At 39.0% G+C, this 18,304-nt stretch carries 12 protein-coding genes; 10 read left to right on the top strand and 2 right to left on the bottom strand.

Annotation, left to right across the window (positions count from 1 at the left end; genetic code table 11):
• Positions 1-146: 146 nt before the first annotated feature.
• Together AC52J8_RS05890 and AC52J8_RS05885 are read left to right on the top strand one after the other, a co-directional pair.
• Positions 147-1,493 carry an MFS transporter gene (locus AC52J8_RS05890; RefSeq protein ID WP_005068199.1) on the top strand — a complete coding sequence of 449 codons (1,347 nt, stop codon included), beginning with the start codon at positions 147-149 and terminating at the stop codon, positions 1,491-1,493.
• A gap of 170 nt (positions 1,494-1,663) precedes the next feature.
• Positions 1,664-2,878, top strand: a complete 1,215-nt coding sequence (locus tag AC52J8_RS05885) for an MFS transporter (RefSeq protein WP_086611374.1) — start codon at positions 1,664-1,666, stop codon at positions 2,876-2,878.
• Between the two features lie 243 nt (positions 2,879-3,121).
• On the opposite strand, the gene sthA is transcribed toward AC52J8_RS05885, so the two are convergent.
• A complete protein-coding gene (sthA, locus tag AC52J8_RS05880) occupies positions 3,122-4,534 on the bottom strand; it encodes a Si-specific NAD(P)(+) transhydrogenase (RefSeq protein WP_002118117.1) in 1,413 nt (470 codons plus the stop codon).
• A gap of 196 nt (positions 4,535-4,730) precedes the next feature.
• Between sthA and lipA the strand changes: the two genes are divergently transcribed.
• From lipA to AC52J8_RS05865, 3 genes are all read left to right on the top strand, one after another.
• Entirely contained in the window at positions 4,731-5,744 is a 1,014-nt protein-coding gene (lipA, locus tag AC52J8_RS05875; protein WP_002118167.1) for a lipoyl synthase, read from the top strand.
• Positions 5,745-6,020: 276 nt separating this feature from the next.
• Positions 6,021-8,483 (top strand): acyl-CoA dehydrogenase, encoded by a 2,463-nt coding sequence (locus tag AC52J8_RS05870; RefSeq protein WP_086611375.1) that lies wholly within the window; start codon positions 6,021-6,023, stop codon positions 8,481-8,483.
• A gap of 106 nt (positions 8,484-8,589) precedes the next feature.
• The gene (locus AC52J8_RS05865; protein ID WP_000043120.1) at positions 8,590-8,973 is read left to right on the top strand and encodes a carboxymuconolactone decarboxylase family protein; all 384 of its coding nucleotides are present in this window, start codon (positions 8,590-8,592) and stop codon (positions 8,971-8,973) included.
• Positions 8,974-9,010: 37 nt separating this feature from the next.
• Here AC52J8_RS05865 and AC52J8_RS05860 read toward each other — a convergent pair whose 3' ends face one another.
• Positions 9,011-9,547: a cysteine peptidase family C39 domain-containing protein gene (locus tag AC52J8_RS05860; protein WP_005068190.1), complete on the bottom strand. Its 537-nt coding sequence runs from the start codon at positions 9,545-9,547 to the stop codon at positions 9,011-9,013.
• A 221-nt stretch (positions 9,548-9,768) separates the two neighbouring features.
• Here AC52J8_RS05860 and ahcY point away from each other — a divergent pair, with 221 nt between their 5' ends.
• From ahcY to AC52J8_RS05835, 5 genes are all read left to right on the top strand, one after another.
• Entirely contained in the window at positions 9,769-11,151 is a 1,383-nt protein-coding gene (gene ahcY, locus AC52J8_RS05855) for an adenosylhomocysteinase (protein ID WP_033847673.1), read from the top strand.
• A 70-nt stretch (positions 11,152-11,221) separates the two neighbouring features.
• A complete protein-coding gene (metF, locus tag AC52J8_RS05850; protein ID WP_032004580.1) occupies positions 11,222-12,058 on the top strand; it encodes a methylenetetrahydrofolate reductase [NAD(P)H] in 837 nt (278 codons plus the stop codon).
• Between the two features lie 18 nt (positions 12,059-12,076).
• Positions 12,077-12,799: a 16S rRNA (uracil(1498)-N(3))-methyltransferase gene (locus AC52J8_RS05845; protein WP_002118152.1), complete on the top strand. Its 723-nt coding sequence runs from the start codon at positions 12,077-12,079 to the stop codon at positions 12,797-12,799.
• Positions 12,800-12,934: 135 nt separating this feature from the next.
• On the top strand, positions 12,935-15,787 hold the full coding sequence (locus AC52J8_RS05840) for a putative bifunctional diguanylate cyclase/phosphodiesterase (protein WP_086399244.1): 2,853 nt from the start codon (positions 12,935-12,937) through the stop codon (positions 15,785-15,787).
• A 236-nt stretch (positions 15,788-16,023) separates the two neighbouring features.
• Positions 16,024-18,294, top strand: a complete 2,271-nt coding sequence (locus AC52J8_RS05835) for an NADP-dependent malic enzyme (protein WP_086399245.1) — start codon at positions 16,024-16,026, stop codon at positions 18,292-18,294.
• Positions 18,295-18,304: the final 10 nt, after the last annotated feature.

The raw sequence follows: 18,304 nt of genomic DNA, 5'->3' as shown, positions 1-18,304 counted from the left end.
AGCTTTGCTTTATTCATAGCAAGATGAGTCAACGATGATTCAATGAATAAACCAAGACGGCCAACGATGTCCGCTCTGATCGGTCTGCAGATAGGCAATAAATTGCCATGCAAATTAAAATTTCGTTCAGTTCAGAGGGACGGCGTATGTCTTCAAATATCAATCTAGATGCAAAAAAAGCAACTGAAATAAAATTATTTAGCTTTTCTACTCCTGCAATGCGCGCTTTCCACATGACATGGCTCGCATTCTTTGTGTGCTTCTTCGCATGGTTTGCTTGCGCACCATTAATGCCAGTGATTAAAGGTGAGTTCGGCTTAACCAAAGATCAAATTGCCAATATCAATATTGCCGCCGTTGCAATTACGATTTTAGTACGACTCGCTGTCGGTCCACTTTGTGATAAATATGGCCCGAGGATTACCTATACAGCCCTTCTTTTACTTGGCAGTATTCCTGTATTTGGAGTTGCTGCTGCTAACAGTTATGAGTCTTTTTTATTCTTCCGCTTACTGATTGGTGCAATTGGCGCAAGCTTTGTTATTACGCAATATCATACAAGCGTTATGTTTGCACCTAACGTTGTAGGTACAGCAAATGCGGCAGCGGCTGGTTGGGGTAATGCTGGTGGCGGTGCAACCCAAGCTCTAATGCCTTTATTACTCGGTGCAATTGTCATGTTCGGTGTCGAGCAAACTATGGGTTGGCGCGTTGCATTAATCGTACCAGGCGTAATGATGGTCATTGTTGGTATTCTTTACTGGAAACTCACCCAAGACTGCCCTCAAGGAAACTTCAAAGAAGTCCGCGCACAAGGGATTGAAGTTGGCAGTGGTAAAAAAGGTGGCATGGCAATTTTGATGCAAGCTGCCCGTAACTACCGTGTCTGGATTTTATTTGTGGCTTACGGTGCATGTTTCGGGATTGAAATTTTTATCCATAACGTTGCAGCAATGTACTATGTTGATCATTTCAAAATGGATTTAAAAACTGCTGGTTTAACCGCGGGGATATTTGGTCTTCTTGCACTCTTTGCTCGTGCACTTGGCGGTATTATTTCCGATAAAGTCGCACTCAAAAAAGGTTTAGATGGCCGCACTAAAGTACTAGTGCTCATGATTTTAGGTGAAGGCTTATTCTTAATTCTTTTCTCTCAAATGAATGTGGTTGCTCTTGCAATTATTTCCATGACCATTTTTGCCTTGTTTACTCACATGGCTTGCGGCGCGACATATGCTCTCGTACCATTTATTGATCGTAATGCTTTAGGTGGTGTTGCAGGCATTATTGGCGCAGGTGGCAATGTGGGTGCTGTTGCAGCTGGTTTCTTATTAAAAGGTTTGCTAGATGTTCAAACTTGTCTATTTATTTTAGGTGGTTTGGTTATGGTCGCAGGCTGTAGCGTAATTCTAATTCGCTTCACGACTGAACATAAAGAAAAAGAACAAGTCCTTTTTGAACAAGCATTACTTGAACGTAATTCCGCAGCTTAATTTTTACAAGAAGCAGAGATCAAAATGATGTCTGCTTCTTTAATTTTCTTCTCATAAAATACGATTCTTCAGAACTTTTTAATTCTTCTTAAATATTCCCTCCAACTATATCGATATTTTTCGATATATCTTCTACAATAAATCATCATTATTATAATTTTCCATTAATCATGACTAAAACTGGCAACCAATTTTCTCAGTCCCTCATCTATATGCTGATTGGCAGTGCAATTATTCTGGCCCTTTCATTAGGTGTCCGTCATGGTTTCGGTCTCTACCTTGTACCCATGAGCCATGAATTTGGCTGGGGACAGCATGTTTTTAGTCTTGCGATAGCCATGCAGAACCTGATCTGGGGAGCTGTTCAGCCTTTTACTGGTGCAATTGCAGATAAATATGGCAGTAAAGTTGTGGTTGCTGTTGGTGGCTTACTTTATACCCTAGGCCTACTTTTAATGGCTTTTAGTTCGAGTGTACTCATTTTGAATTTAAGCTTAGGTCTTATTATTGGTTTAGCTTTGTCGGCCACCTCTTTTACTGTTTTACTGAGTGCAGTAGGCCGAGCTGCCCCTCTAGAAAAAAGAAGTATGGCAATGGGTATTGCCAGTGCAGCAGGCTCTTTTGGTCAGTTTATTATGTTACCTTCCACCCTTCTCTTGCTTAAAACGATAGGATGGTCGTCAGCTTTAATGGTGAGTGCACTATTAATTGCTCTTATTATTCCTCTTGCATGGATGTTAAAAGGGCCAAGTAATCAAACACCAAAAGCAATTGCTCAACCACAGCTCACATTTAAACAAGTACTGAATATTGCTAGAAAACATAAGCCATTCTGGTGGTTAGCTTTAGGCTTTTTAGTGTGTGGATTTCAGGTGGTCTTCTTAGGTGTTCATCTACCGGGCTATTTAATCGATCACGGCTTTGATGCAGCTACAGGTACTGTGTTTCTAGCACTAATAGGACTATTTAATATTGTGGGAACTTATGGGGCGGGTTGGCTGGGAGATCGATTCTCAAAACCTAAATTATTAATGGCACTTTACGGTAGCCGTGGCATCGCAATCATCGCCTTTTTATTATTACCTCTAAGCACTTATACGGTATATGCTTTTGGCATCATTATGGGACTTTTATGGCTCTCTACAGTTCCACTCACAAACGGCATTGTCGCGAATATGTTCGGTGTTAAATACCTTTCAATGTTAAGTGGTATTGTGTTTTTCACCCATCAAGTCGGTTCTTTCTTTGGCGGTTGGCTTGGCGGTGTTAACCATGACTTAACAGGTAATTACAATGCGATTTGGCTATGTTCAATAGCTTTGAGTATATTAGGGGTAATCGTACATTTCTTTGTAAATGAGGAGGCTGTCATTCATGACGCATAATGCCTTACTTTTGAAAACAATTATGACTTTGCTCGTGATTACCCTGCTAGCCTGTTCAATCATTTTATGGAAACAAACTCCTGATTTGTTTATATATTTCAATCAAGCATTTTGTGCCCACTAGAGATATAGACAGCCAGACGCATACTGCAAATTGTCATAAAAATATAAAAAACCTATGGTCTAATGAAAATAAAAAAGCCCGCACGTTTGCGGGCTTTTTTATGAAAAACTTATTTAAAATCAAAACAAACGATTCATACCATTAAGCGCAGCTACACGATATGCTTCTGCCATTGTTGGATAGTTAAACGTTGTTTCAACAAAATATTTCAGAGTATTGTTTGGGCTGTGCATAACTGCTTGCCCAATGTGGATAATTTCGGCAGCGTTATTACCAAAACAATGAATACCTAAAATTTCCATAGTGTCGCGGTGGAAAAGAATTTTTAACTCACCCACTGTATCACCGGTAATTTGCGCACGAGCCAAATGACGGAAAGAAGCTTGACCTACTTCATACGGAATTTTCTCTTCCGTTAGTTCCTGTTCATTTTTACCAATTGATGAGATTTCCGGAATAGTATAAATACCAGTCGGGATATCACGTACTGGCTTCGCATCTTCACCACTCATGTTTGCGCCAGCACAGCGCCCTTGGTCATAAGCAGCAGAAGCAAGTGATGGCCAACCAATCACGTCACCAGCAGCATAAATATTTTCAACTTCAGTTTGATATTGATCATTTACTGAAAGTTGACCACGGTTATTTGGTACTAACCCAACATTCTCAAGACCTAAGCCTTCTGTGTTACCTGAACGGCCGTTACACCAAAGAATCGCATCAGCTTTAATCTTTTTACCACTTTGTAAATGTAGTACAACATGGTCATCAAACGTTTCAAGATGATCCATTTGCTCATTGTGACGAATCAATACACCTTGTTCACGTAAGTGATAAGACAAAGCATCAGCAATTTCATCATCTAGATAACTTAATAGTTTTTGCTGAGTATTAATCAAGTCAACTTTATGATCTAAACCAATAAAGATTGAGGCATATTCACAGCCAATAACACCCGCGCCGTAAATAATGATTTTTTGAATTGAATAATCAAGATCAAGGATTTTGTCCGAATCGAATACGCGAGGATGATCAAAGTCTAAACCTTGCGGATGATAAGGACGACTACCTGTAGCAATCACGATTTGCTTACAGATAATTGTTTCTTTAATGCCTTCATGGCTAAAAACTAAAACTGTATTTTTATCTTGAATATATGCACGGCCGTGGAATACACCGATTTTATTGCGATCGTAAAAACGTGTATGCGTATCAACCTGTTGTTGAATTACTTTGTGTGCATTACGCAAAACCTGTTTCATGGTGAACTGTTTCCATTCACCTACTTTTTGAAACATTGGATCGCGCTGATAGCGGATAATACTAGAAACTGTTTGACGTAATGCTTTACTTGGAATGGTACCTACGTGTGCACAGTTACCACCCAGTTGATCACGCACATCTACAATTGCAACACGCTTACCCGCTTTTGCAAGCTTCATTGCCGCGCCTTCACCTGCAGGTCCAGAACCGAGAACTACCGCATCGTATTTAACGAAATTCCCACTAACGACCTCTTTTTTACGTGGCATTGAAAGCTCCTTCCTCACTTGAATGACCATATTTTATAATAAATTATGGCTAATATGCGGTGAATTTATGTATTTCTCAACCCTATATTTCTGAATAACCACATTTATTATATGAATAGTTATTTTCCGCTATTAACCGTAGAAGTTCGCTATAATACAATGTCAATGTCTCTATAAACGAGTGGAAAAGTTAAATATGTCAGAACACCGTAAACCTGAACAGGGTGTAAAACTTCGTGGCGCAGAAAAAGTCGCAAGAATTCCTGTAAAAGTTGTACCTACGGTTGAAGTGCCGCGTAAACCTGACTGGATTCGTGTCAAGATGACGGCACCAGAAGAAGTTCAGCGTATTAAAACCACTTTACGTGCTCAAAAACTCCATACCGTTTGTGAAGAAGCTGCTTGTCCAAACCTACCAGAATGTTTTGGTGGTGGTACAGCAACATTCATGATCATGGGTGATATTTGTACACGTCGTTGCCCTTTCTGTGATGTAGCACATGGCCGTCCAAATGCACTCGATGCAGATGAACCTCGTCATATGGCAGAGACAATTGCTAATCTTAAGCTCAAATATGCGGTAATTACTTCGGTTGACCGTGATGACTTACTTGACGGCGGTGCACAACACTTTGTGGACTGTATCAAAGAAGCTCGTGCACTAAGCCCAAATACATTGCTTGAGATTTTAGTACCAGATTTCCGCGGACGTATGGACATTGCTTTACGCATTATGACGGAATGTCCGCCAGACGTATTTAACCACAACATCGAGACTGTGCCACGTCTATATAAAGCAATGCGCCCAGGTTCAGACTATCAACATTCTTTAAACTTATTAAAAATGTTTAAAGAATATTGCCCTGATATCCCAACAAAATGCGGTTTGATGGTGGGTATCGGTGAAACTGAAGAAGAAGTTATTGCATTGCTTGATGACTTGCGTGCTCACGATGTTGACTATGTGACTATTGGTCAATACTTACAGCCTTCTAAGCAACACGCACCAATTGACCGCTTTGTTACACCAGAAGAGTTCGAACGTTATGCAGAGCATGGCCGTAAACTTGGCTTTAGAAATATTTGGTCTGCACCAATGGTTCGTTCAAGTTACTTTGCTGATCGTCAATACCACGGTGAACCAGTTCCAGAAGTTCGTCGCAAAGTAGATCCAGCTAAAAAAATCGCGGTTCAAGTTGTCGAAGCTTAAAAATTAAATATCTGTAAAAGCCCTCTACTTCAGAGGGCTTTTTATTTTAAGAAAATCAATAACATTTCTTGACAAATCAATAAAACAACCCATTACACTTTCACTTAAAAATATCTTATACCTAAAAGTACGATATATCCCTGCTCTAGCATATACATCAATTGCGACATAAAAAATTAAATTTAAACAGCATTAAAAATTAGCTAGTTAAGCCTTAAATCTCTCCTCGCTTTTTTGTAATTTCTAACTTGAGGGCTTATCTAGCAAGGAGCAAGTATGATTTTCCTACTCTTTGTTTTAAGCGTTGTCATTCAGCTTTTTGCAATATGGGCAATTTTCTTTTTTAATCTAAACAGAACCATTGGTAGTGTTATTACGATTGCTGTAGCCATACTTACTGCACTCCTATTAACGCCATGGGCTCTTCTTTTAGGTATTCCCCTTATTGCCCTTAGTATCATTATTTTATTTGCACCATTACGCTTTAATCTGATTACTCAACCTGCATATAAAACTTTAGCAAACTCAATGCCGAGTATCAGTACGACTGAACAAGAAGCTTTAGAGGCAGGTACCAGTTGGTGGGAAAAAGAATTATTTATGGGGGCACCCGATTGGTCACAATTTGAAAAGTACCCCTACCCAACCTTGTCAGCAGAAGAACAAAGTTTTATCGACAATGAAGTTGAGCTCCTTTGTAACATGCTAGATGAATGGGAAATTCATCATCACTTAAAAGATCTACCACCAGAAGTTTGGCAATTTATTAAAGATAAGGGTTTTTTAGGACTCATTATTCCAAAATCCTTTGGCGGCAAAGAATTTAGCTCATTTGCCCAAAGTCGTATTATGAGCAAAATTGCTTCCCGCTCACTCACCACAGCTGTGAGTTGTATGGTTCCAAACTCGTTAGGACCGGGTGAGCTACTCATGCACTACGGTACAGATGCACAAAAACAGCAGTATTTACCGGGCCTTGCTAAAGGTGAAGAAATCCCATGCTTTGGTTTAACCAGTCCAGAAGCAGGTTCAGATGCAGGCGCGATTCCAGATTCGGGTGTTGTTTGCTACGGTGAATATGAAGGTACTCAAGTTCTTGGGCTGCGCATGAATTTCTCTAAACGCTGGATTACGCTTGCGCCAATTGCCACCGTTGTTGGTCTAGCCTTTAAACTTTATGACCCAGAAGGCCTATTGGGAGATAAAAACAAAACAGAATACGGTATTACTTGTGCCTTAATTCCTGCAAGTCATGCGGGTGTAAAAATAGGAGCACGCCATTATCCTGGTTCACCATTTATGAATGGAACAGTAGAAGGAGAAGATGTTTTTATTCCTATTGACTGGATTATTGGTGGTCAAGAAAATGCCGGTAAAGGTTGGCGAATGCTCATGGAATGTTTAGGCGTGGGCCGTGGTATTTCCCTTCCAGCTCTAGCAACAGCCGCAGGTGAAATGAGCTATTTAACCGTTGGTGCTTTTGCGAAAATTCGCCAGCAATTTAATATTTCTGTCGGTAAATTTGAAGGCGTACAAGAAGCAACCAGCGAAATCGCCAGCGATGCCTATATGCTTGAAGCATTCCGTTATTTAGTGACATGTGGCCTAAACCAAGGTGGAACACCTGCCGTGATGACTGCTATGGCAAAATATTATGCAACTGAAACGATGCGTAAAGTTATCAATCACGGAATGGATATTGCTGGCGGACGTGCAATTCAACTTGGGCCACGTAATTTCCTTGCCCTTACCTATCAGGCAATTCCAATTGCTATTACGGTAGAAGGCGCAAATATTTTGACCCGTTCATTGATGATTTTTGGCCAAGGTTCAATGCGTTGTCATCCTTATCTATTTGAAGAGTTACAACTCCTTCAATCTGAAGATAAGAATAATTCAGTCAAAAAATTTGATGATTTGTTATTTAAACATTTAGCCTATACCTTTAACCGTGGTGCAAGATCATTTGCTTATGGTTGGGCAGGTGGCTCAAGCGATACGCCTCAGTCAGCAGATCAATTCACTGCAAGTTACTATAAAACGATTAATCGTTTTAGTGCCAACTTTGCACTTGTTTCGGATATGTCACTTGGTTTACTTGCAGGAGATCTAAAACGCAAAGAAATGTTATCAGGCCGCTTGGCAGATATTCACGCGCACCTGTTTATTTCTACTGCGATTTTAAAATTTTATGAAGCTGGACAAAAAACTGAAGCTGAACAACTTCACGCTAAATTAGCGCTACAAAAAGCTTTCTTGAATATTCAGGAAGCATTTTGGGGATTATTTGAAAACTTCCCAGCTAAACTTCCAGCAGCATTTGTAAAATGGATCTGTTTCCCTTTTGGTCGTGTCATTTCAAAACCAGATGATGAGTTAAAACAACAAGTCGCTGAACTTATGATGCAAGAGCACCCTTTCAGAGAACAGCTTAAGCATCACGTATTTTATTCAACCAAAGCCGATGATGTAACTGGTCGTTTAGAGCATGCTTTCCAAATTCTGCGAACGCTTGAACCGCTTTGGGATAAGTTTAAAAAAGCTGAATCTAAAGGCAAGTTTACGGGTCTTACTTTTGAAGAAAATATTGCACAAGCGATAAAAGAAGGCTTTATTTCTGAAAGCGAAGCTCAACAATTATTGCAATACAACGCAATTCGATTCGACAGCATGCTTACCGATGTTTTTGATGAAGATTTAAATAAAGATCTTCCTTTGTCGAACCCTCATCAAATTTAGTGACCGATGCCTCCACTAATTCACTATTGCAATCACACTTGATTCGCATTAATTAATAAACAGCCATAAAAGCGTCAATCGACGCTTTTATTTTTAGGAGAAATTAATGTCTAAGCAAGATTACGAAAATGGATTAAAAGTTCGCACAGAAGTGATGGGAGAAGCTTTTGTAAAGCGTGCCCAAGAAAATACCGTACCCTTTACCCAGCCTTTACAAGACTGGATTAATGAGCATGCATGGGGATCGACTTGGCAACGTGAAGGTGTGCTACCTCGTAAATATCGTTCATTAATTACTTTGGCAATGCTCACGGCACTTAAATCACCAACCGAACTCAAAGGCCATGTTCGTGGTGCACTAAACAATGGTTGTACAGTTGAAGAGATTCAAGAAACTTTATTGCACAGCCTGCCATATTGCGGCGCCCCTGCTACACAAGAAGCTTTTCGTGCTGCTTTAGAAGTAATTCAAGAATATCAACAAAAATAACTTCAATATGAGCCAGCACACTACTGGCTCTTTTTATCTAATTCAATTTGGATGAATGCATCTGAAACTTACAATCATCAATCACAATAGCCTGACGGCAAATCCCCTCTACTTGACGCTGCTTTTCAAAAACTGCCGCTGACATCGGTTCAAAACTATCAAAAAAGCAGATTTCATTTTGATCTATAGAATAAATGAGCGACTGATTTCCAACACCTGCTAAAGTATCGTAATAGACAATCACCATTTTTCCATTTTCAATTGCAGCTCGAATATCTTGATAGCTTAGTGCTGGTCCAGTTGGAATTTTTAATACCTTTGCTTCTTTATAGCTCATTCGTTCGCTTTGGCTAATGCTAGGATCCTCATCTGAATGAAATGACACCTCAAATCCTAGTTTCTTTAAAGCGACAGCTAAGGCAATAGTATAGGTGCCTCCTTCATCGTGTCGGCAAACATTAATCAGCTCAACCACATCAATTTGTACTCCATGATGCTGAAGCAACATCCAAACTGCAAAAACGCCACAGTTTGACTCTAGGCTTGCCAACGACTCGGGAATATTTAATGCCATAATTAGAATCTAAAGTGATAATTACGCAGATAATAAACAAAACTGGATTGGCACTAAAAGCTTTTCCAAGTACAATGTTTCGCTAGTCGAGGGATGCTGCGACAATTGATCGGCACTAAAGATCAATTTGCCAGGCTCGACGATCGGTTAAACACTCGTTTTAACCAACAACGGCATCCGCGAACAGAATGATCAATACTATTTTTTCCTAGGAGATCCTGATGAACGCGGTTAATGCTTCATTTACAGATTACAAAGTTGCTGATATTTCTCTTGCTGACTACGGCCGTAAAGAAATCAAACTTGCTGAAGCAGAAATGCCAGCTTTGATCGGCTTACGTAAACGCTATGCAGCTTCTAAACCACTTGCTGGCGCAAAAATTCTTGGTTGTATTCACATGACCATTCAAACAGCTGTTCTTATTGAAACGCTTGTTGAATTAGGTGCTGAAGTACGCTGGACATCATGTAACATTTTCTCTACTCAAGACCATGCTGCTGCTGCAATTGCTGCTCGCGGTATTCCAGTTTTTGCTTGGAAAGGTGAAACTGAAGAAGAATATGTATGGTGTTTAGAGCAACAGATTAATGTAAATGGCCAACCTTGGGATGCCAACATGATCTTGGACGATGGCGGTGATTTAACTGCTCTTGTTCATGAAAAATACCCTGCGCTTTTAGAACGTATTCACGGTATTACCGAAGAAACCACAACAGGTGTTCAACGTCTTATCGAAATGTGGAAAGACGGTTCTTTGAAAGTTCCTGCAATTAACGTAAATGACTCAGTTACTAAATCTAAAAACGACAACAAATATGGTTGCCGCCACTCATTAAACGACGCAATCAAACGTGCAACTGACATGCTTTTATCTGGCCGTCGCGCACTTGTAGTTGGTTATGGTGACGTAGGTAAAGGTTCTGCTCAATCTTTACGTCAAGAAGGCATGATCGTTCGTGTAACAGAAGTTGACCCAATTTGTGCAATGCAAGCATGTATGGACGGCTACGAAGTTGTATCTCCATACAAAAACGGCGTACAAACAGGCAAAAAAGAAGATATTAACCAAGATCTTCTTGGCAACACTGACCTCGTTGTAACCACTACTGGTAACTACCACGTGTGCGATGCAGCAATGTTAGACAGCTTAAAAGCTGGTGCAGTTGTATGTAACATCGGTCACTTCGACACAGAAATTGATACAGCTTATTTACGTGGTTACAAGTGGGTTGAAGTTAAGCCACAAGTTCACCAAGTTTATCGTTCAGAAGATGAAAATAACTACCTCATTCTTCTTTCTGAAGGTCGCCTTGTAAACCTAGGTAATGCAACTGGTCACCCATCACGTGTAATGGACGGTTCTTTTGCTAACCAAGTTTTAGGTCAAATTCACTTATTCCAAGAAAAATTTGCTGATCTTCCTGCAAATGAGAAAGCTGCAAAAATTCGTGTAGAAGTTCTTCCTAAGAAACTTGACGAAGAAGTTGCCGCTGCAATGGTTGCAGGTTTCGGTGGTGTACTTACCCAGTTAACTCAAGAGCAAGCTGATTATTTAGGCGTAGCTGTTGAGGGGCCATTCAAGTCTGACGCTTACAAATACTAAGAACTTAAGGGCAGACGGTGAACCGACTGCCCTTTTTTCTAAAATGTTTCGCTGTTTACAAGGATTTGACATGACTAAACGTACACCTATTTCTTTTGAGTTTTTCCCGCCAAAAACTGATGCTGGTGCTGAAAAACTTCGTATTGTTCACCAAGAATTACAACTTCTGAACCCTGAGTTTTTCTCAATTACTTATGGGGCTGGTGGTTCTACTCGCGAACGCACTCTGGCTGCTATTGATGATTTCAATGGTAAAGGTACACCAGTTGCACCTCACCTTTCTTGTATTGGTGATGATAAAGCTCGTATTGCTGAGTTACTGGATTTATATAAAGCTCAAGGCATTAACCGTATTGTTGCTTTACGCGGTGATTTACCTTCTGGTCAGGTTGGACTTGGGGAACTTCCTTACGCACAGGATTTAGTACGTTTTATTCGTGAGCACTCAGGTGACCATTTTCATATTGAAGTTGCAGCTTATCCAGAAATGCATCCTCAAGCTGAAAACCTTGATTCAGATATTCAACGTTTTATTGAAAAAGTACAAGCTGGTGCTAATGCAGGAATTACTCAATTCTTCTTTAATCCAGATTCCTACTTTTATTTTATAGAGCGTTTAGAGCAAGCTGGAATTAACATTCCGGTGGCTCCAGGAATCATGCCAATTACCAACGCAAGTAACTTAATTCGCTTTGCAGACGGTACGGGTGCTGAAATTCCTCGCTGGATCCGTAAGCAATTACAAGCCTATGGTGATGACAGTGAAAGTATTAAAGCTTTCGGTCATGAAGTTGTTGTTAAGTTGTGTGAACGCCTTATTGCAGGTGGTGCGCCAAGCTTACACTTCTATTCAATGAATCAAATCGAACCAACTCGTCAACTTGTTGTTGATCTTGGGTTAAATTAATTTTGTAAGGCGTACCCAATGAACCGTTTTTTTATCGAAACTGAACTTACAGTTGGCTCAACAATTCAACTGACAGAATCAGTATTCCATCATTGGGTGCGTGTTTTACGTGCACAACTACAAGAACAAGCGACTCTATTTAATGGACAAGGTGGGGAATATCTCGCGACTTTGACAGAAATTAATAAAAAAAATGCGTTTGTCACAATTGAGAATTTTAACCCTGCAAACCGTGATGCCCCTTTTAAAGCTGTTTTAGGTCAAGTCATGAGTAAAGGCGATCGAATGGATTATGCCATTCAGAAAGCCACTGAATTAGGTGTAAGCCAGATTCAATTGCTAACTAGTGAGCGTTGTGAAATGCGCTTAAAATACGATCGAGATCAAAAAAAATTAGATCACTGGCAAGCTGTTGCAATTGCAGCATGTGAACAATGTGGCCTCAATTTGGTTCCAGAAGTATTAGCGCCTATTTCTCTTCATGAATGGTTAAGTTCTTCTGAGCTTCCTCAATCTAAATTTGTTTTAGCACCAGAAAAAGAACAAAAAGATGTATTGGCGGGAATACAACCTGAACTTGCCTTATTGATTGGCCCAGAAGGTGGACTAAGTGAAAATGAAATTACCCAAGCCAATCAAGCTGGATTTATGAACTGGTGCATTGGTGACCGAGTTTTGCGTACAGAAACTGCCCCTGTTGTTGCCTTGTCTATTTTAAATTATCGATTTTTATCCACCTAAGTTCTCTGCACATTGATTAAATCATTATTTAAAGTTAACTTACTTTTATTGTATGAATAAAATTTCAAATTCTTTTTCACTGATAAATCAGATTCTTTCTGTATATATGTAAAAAAAATAGGATAGAAAAATCTTATGTCTGGGCTTCAGGAAGAATATCTACAGCATCAAACAAAAATTGAACAGCTGAAACTTTCAACTCAATATATCCGCTGGTATTTAATTAGCCTGATATTACTGTGCCTCATTTCATATGGTATTTTTTCTTACTATTTTTCATCTACAATAACAATATTTAGCTGGTCTATTGGTCTTACCGTCGTTGCTCTTGTCAGCTTATTATTTATTCCAAATATTTTGACTCACTATCGTACGATTGATTTTACAAAAAAAGCTGATCGTGTCTTACAAAGTATTTGTTTATTCTCAGGAATTTTAATTGGAATAAATGTCACAATTATTCATTTTTATCTACCTCCTGAATTAATTGCACTACCAGATGCTCATATTTTAATTGCTTTATTTATTACTTCGGCTCATATCATTGGCCTTACTTTTTTAACCCAACAACCCCGATATTTTTATCTCTTATTTATTCCTAGCACCTTCCCTCTACTAATTGCTCAATTCACACATAATCCAATTACTCAGCTACCTTTTTATTTCGCCTATAACCTCACCTTTGTCGCAACTGTGCTTTGTGCATATGCAACTCAACGCAATTACCAAAAGATCTCTCAATTATTATTAAAAAATAAACAGCTTGTTCAAATTTCAGACCAGCATACCCAATGGGCTGAAGAATTATGTGTACAACTCCAACAAGAAGTGAATAAGTCCAAAGATATTGAAGCCCAGCTTCAATTTAATAATCATTTACTTGAGCAAAAAGTACGTGAACGTACCTATGACCTCACCAAAATGAATGAGCAACTCGAAAGCCATCACTATAATTTAGCTTTTGCACATGAAACTGCGGGTATTCGACCTTGGGATTGGGATATTGAAAGTCAAAGATTGGAAATTACATTTTTCGATCAACAAAAACAAACTCAAACCGCCGTTATTCATCTCAATACTATATTAGATCGTATACACCCAAGCGATAAAAAACTTTTTGACGAACGTTTAAAACAACATTTGGAAGGCGTTACAGATCATTTTAATATCACCTTTCGAATTTTACGTCGAGATGGTTCTTGGAGATGGATTCATGATGTAGGCCGTGTCATCACCAGAGATCCAAAAACACAAAAAGCGCTTCGTATGGTGGGAATGACCCGCGATATACATCAAGAGAAAAAGGATCAAGAACATCTAAGACTATCTGCAATTGTGCTCGAGCAAGCTGCGGAAGGAATATTTATTTTAGATGAGCACCTAAACTATATTGATGTAAATCCCTACTATGAAAAATTAACCGGATTTTCCAAGTCAGAGCTTCTGAGTAAAGAACTATTTAGCATTACAATTAATCAAAAAGAATTACAACAACAGTTTCATACATCAATAACCCAACAGCTCTTGGAGACAGGAGAATATATGGGTCAGTTTGACGAAAAGTTTAGTTCTGGTAAAAGCGTATATTTATGGTTGCATATCAATGTGGTCAAAGATGAATTCAATCAAATTACCAATTATATTGGATTTGCACGTGACCTCACTGAGCAAAAGCGCCAAGAGCAACATCTATCTTACTTAAAAAACTACGATAGCCTCACCCACCTGCCTAATCGTCTTTACTACTACAATCAATTACATCAATATCTTGTAAACCCTTCATATAACATTAAAAATTTAGCATTAATACGGGTAAATATTGACCGCTTCCGAGCTTTCAATGAATTTTTAAATAATGATAGTGGTGATGAATTACTTAAACAGTTCGCACAAAGATTACGCTTAATCAATATCAATGCGATTTTAGTCGCCTATTTAAATAGTGATGATTTCGCAATCATTTATGAGATTTCGCCAATTCATCCAAATGTTGAGCAATATTGCCAAAATATTTTACAAGCACTCAATGCACCTTTTTACATTGATAATCACGAATATTTTATTACCGCATCTATCGGTGTTGCATGTTTTCCTGAACATGGCAGACAAATTGATCATCTCAACAATCATGCAGAGCAAGCTCTTTCCGAGGCAAAACGTTTAGGTGGTAATACAATTTGCTATTACTGCAATAAAACAAATCACTCATATAAAACTGCCGATTTAGAGCAAGAGCTACGTAAAGCCATTCAAAATGATGAATTTGTCATTTATTACCAGCCCAAAATTAATCTACACGATCAATCTATTATCGGTTTTGAAGCACTCATTCGTTGGCAGCATCCTGAAAAAGGATTAATCCTGCCAAATATGTTTATACCTTTTGCTGAGCGTAGTAGCCTGATCTCAGATATTGGGAAAGTTGTTTTAGATAAAGTTGGAAAGCAACTCCAAGAGTGGAAAAATGCTGGTTATATCAATATTCAAGTCTCTGTAAATATTGTCGCTCAACAAATACATCGAGGCTTATTACTCAACGACTTAGATGAGGTTTTGCAAAAATATAATATTCAAGGTTCAGATCTCGAACTTGAAATTACAGAGTCAGCCCTTCTAGACAATACTGCCAATGTAAAAACGCTATTACATGCGATAAAACAACGAGATATCTCCATTGCCTTAGATGACTTTGGTACGGGTTATTCATCTTTAGCCTATCTGACAGAGTACCCAATTGACGTATTAAAAATTGATCGTGCTTTTATTTCTAAAATTGGTGATCACAAACAAGAAGCAATAGTAAATGCAATGATCGCGATGGGTAAAAGTATGGGACTTAAACTGGTTGCTGAAGGTGTAGAAACAAAAGAACAAGTCACCTATCTACAAAAACAGCAATGTGATTTTTTACAAGGCTATTTCTTTAGTCGCCCTATTCCTGCCGAGCAGATTATTCCTTATCTACAAACAAATCCGCATATTTCTTAATTGTTCCAATCATCTATTTTACCTATGCTGCTTTTTCCAAAAATGAGCGTTTTTGACTGTGAGAAATAAAGAAGTAGTGTTATATTCTTTAGCATTTAGCTCACCACGGGGCTATTGGCAATTCGTCTACTATTCTCTTAATTGGTAAAAATTAAAGCATAGTTAAAGAAGCGAGTTGCCTCTCCCTAAATGAGCAATTTGACTAGTTTGCTTTTTTGTATCAAATAGAGACTCAGATGGACGATCAATCTTTAAAACAGGCCGCTTTAAATTACCATGAATATCCAAACCCAGGGAAAATCAGCGTCACCCCAAGTAAGCAACTTGTCAACCAACGAGATTTGGCTCTAGCCTACTCACCAGGAGTTGCTGCGCCATGTTTAGAGATTGAACGTGATCCATCTGCTGCTGCTAAATATACAGCTCGCGGAAACTTGGTTGCCGTAGTCAGTAACGGTACAGCTGTTCTTGGTTTAGGTAATATTGGACCATTAGCGTCTAAACCTGTAATGGAAGGTAAAGGCGTACTCTTCAAAAAGTTTGCTGGTGTTGACGTATTTGACATCGAAATTGCAGAAAACGATCCAGATAAAATTGTAGATATTGTTGCCTCTCTTGAGCCAACTTTCGGTGGTATCAACCTCGAAGATATTAAAGCGCCAGAATGTTTCTATATCGAAAAGAAACTTCGCGAACGCATGAAAATTCCTGTATTCCATGACGATCAACACGGTACAAGTATCATTGTAGGTTCAGCTTTGCTTAATGCATTGCAACTTGTAAATAAGAAAATTGATGAAATCAAAATTGTAGCTTCAGGCGCAGGCGCTGCTGCCCTTTCTTGTTTAGATTTACTTTGTGCTTTAGGCGTAAATAAAGAAAATATCATTGTTGCCGATTCTCGCGGTCTACTCACTACTTCACGTGAAGGCTTGGATGAATCAAAAAAACGTTATGTTCAAGACATTAAAGCAACTCAGTTACATGAAGTAATGACTGGTGCTGATATGTTCTTGGGTCTTTCTGCTGCTGGTATTCTCACCAAAGAAATGGTGAAACAGATGGCTGAGAACCCTATTATTTTTGCTTTGGCAAACCCAGATCCAGAAATTTTACCTGAACATGCACATGAAGTACGTCCTGATGTAATCATGGCAACTGGTCGTTCTGACTATCCAAACCAAGTAAACAACGCATTATGTTTCCCTTACATTTTCCGTGGTGCGCTTGACGTTGGTGCAACAACAATTAATGAAGACATGAAAATTGCATGTGTACATGCAATTGCACGTATGGCACACGTAGAAGCAGATGCAGCGACTTATGGCGAAAAATCTGCTTCATTTGGCCGTGACTATTTAATTCCACGCCCACTTGACCAACGCTTAATTTTAGAAATTGCTCCTGCTGTTGCTAAAGCTGCAATGGATTCAGGTGTTGCAACTCGTCCAATCGAAGATTTCTCTGCATACCGTCAAAAATTATCTGAGTTTGTTTATAACTCTGCATTCTTGATGAAACCGATTTTTGCTCAAGCAAAAACTGATCCTAAACGCATCGCATATGCTGAAGGTGAAGATGAGCGCGTATTACGTGCAGTGCAAATCGCAGTTGATGAAGATTTAGCTAAACCAATTTTAGTAGGTCGTACTGCTGTTATTGAAGCTAATATCAAAAAATTAGGCCTACGTTTACAACATGGCGTAAACATTGAAATTGTAGATCAAGAACAAAACCCAATGTATGAAGAGTTTTGGAAAGACTACTATCAAACAATGCAACGCAAAGGCATTACTGTTGAATATGCTCAACGTGAAGCTCGTCGCCGTTCAACATTAATTGCATCTCTACTGGTTAAATTCGGTAAAGCAGACGGTATGTTATGTGGTACTTACAGTAGCTATAACATTCACCTTGACTTTGTACGCAATGTCATCGGTCTAAAAGAAGGTATGAACAACTTCTTCACGCTAAATGCATTAATGCTTGAAGATCGTAACTTGTTTATTGCTGATACGTACGTAAATACAAACCCGACTGCTGAACAACTTGCTGAAATGACTATTTTAGCAGCTGAAGAAGTACGTCGTTTTGGTATTACTCCGCGTGTAGCTCTACTTTCTCATTCAAGTTTTGGTAGTGACCAGACTGACTCTAGTGCTCAAAAAATGCGTGAAGTTTATCGTATTTTATCTGAGCAAGCTCCTGAGCTTGAAGTTGAAGGTGAAATGCATGGTGATGCAGCATTAGACGAAAACATTCGTCAATTTGCATTCCCTGGCTCACGTTTCAAAGGTTCGGCAAACTTGCTCATTATGCCAAACCTAGATGCAGCAAATATTTCGTTTAACTTGTTGAAAGCGACTTCTGGTAACAACGTTACTATTGGTCCAATTTTACTTGGGGCAGCAAAACCTGTTCATATTTTAACGCCGACAGCAACGACTCGTCGTCTTATCAATATGACTGCTTTAACTGTTGCTGAAATCCAACAACAAGAAAAGTAATTTAGAAACT

It is taken from the genome of Acinetobacter sp. S-1, assembly GCF_059579785.1.
The sequence above is the reverse complement of the archived record's forward strand: the minus strand, read 5'-3'. Positions and strand labels throughout refer to the sequence as shown.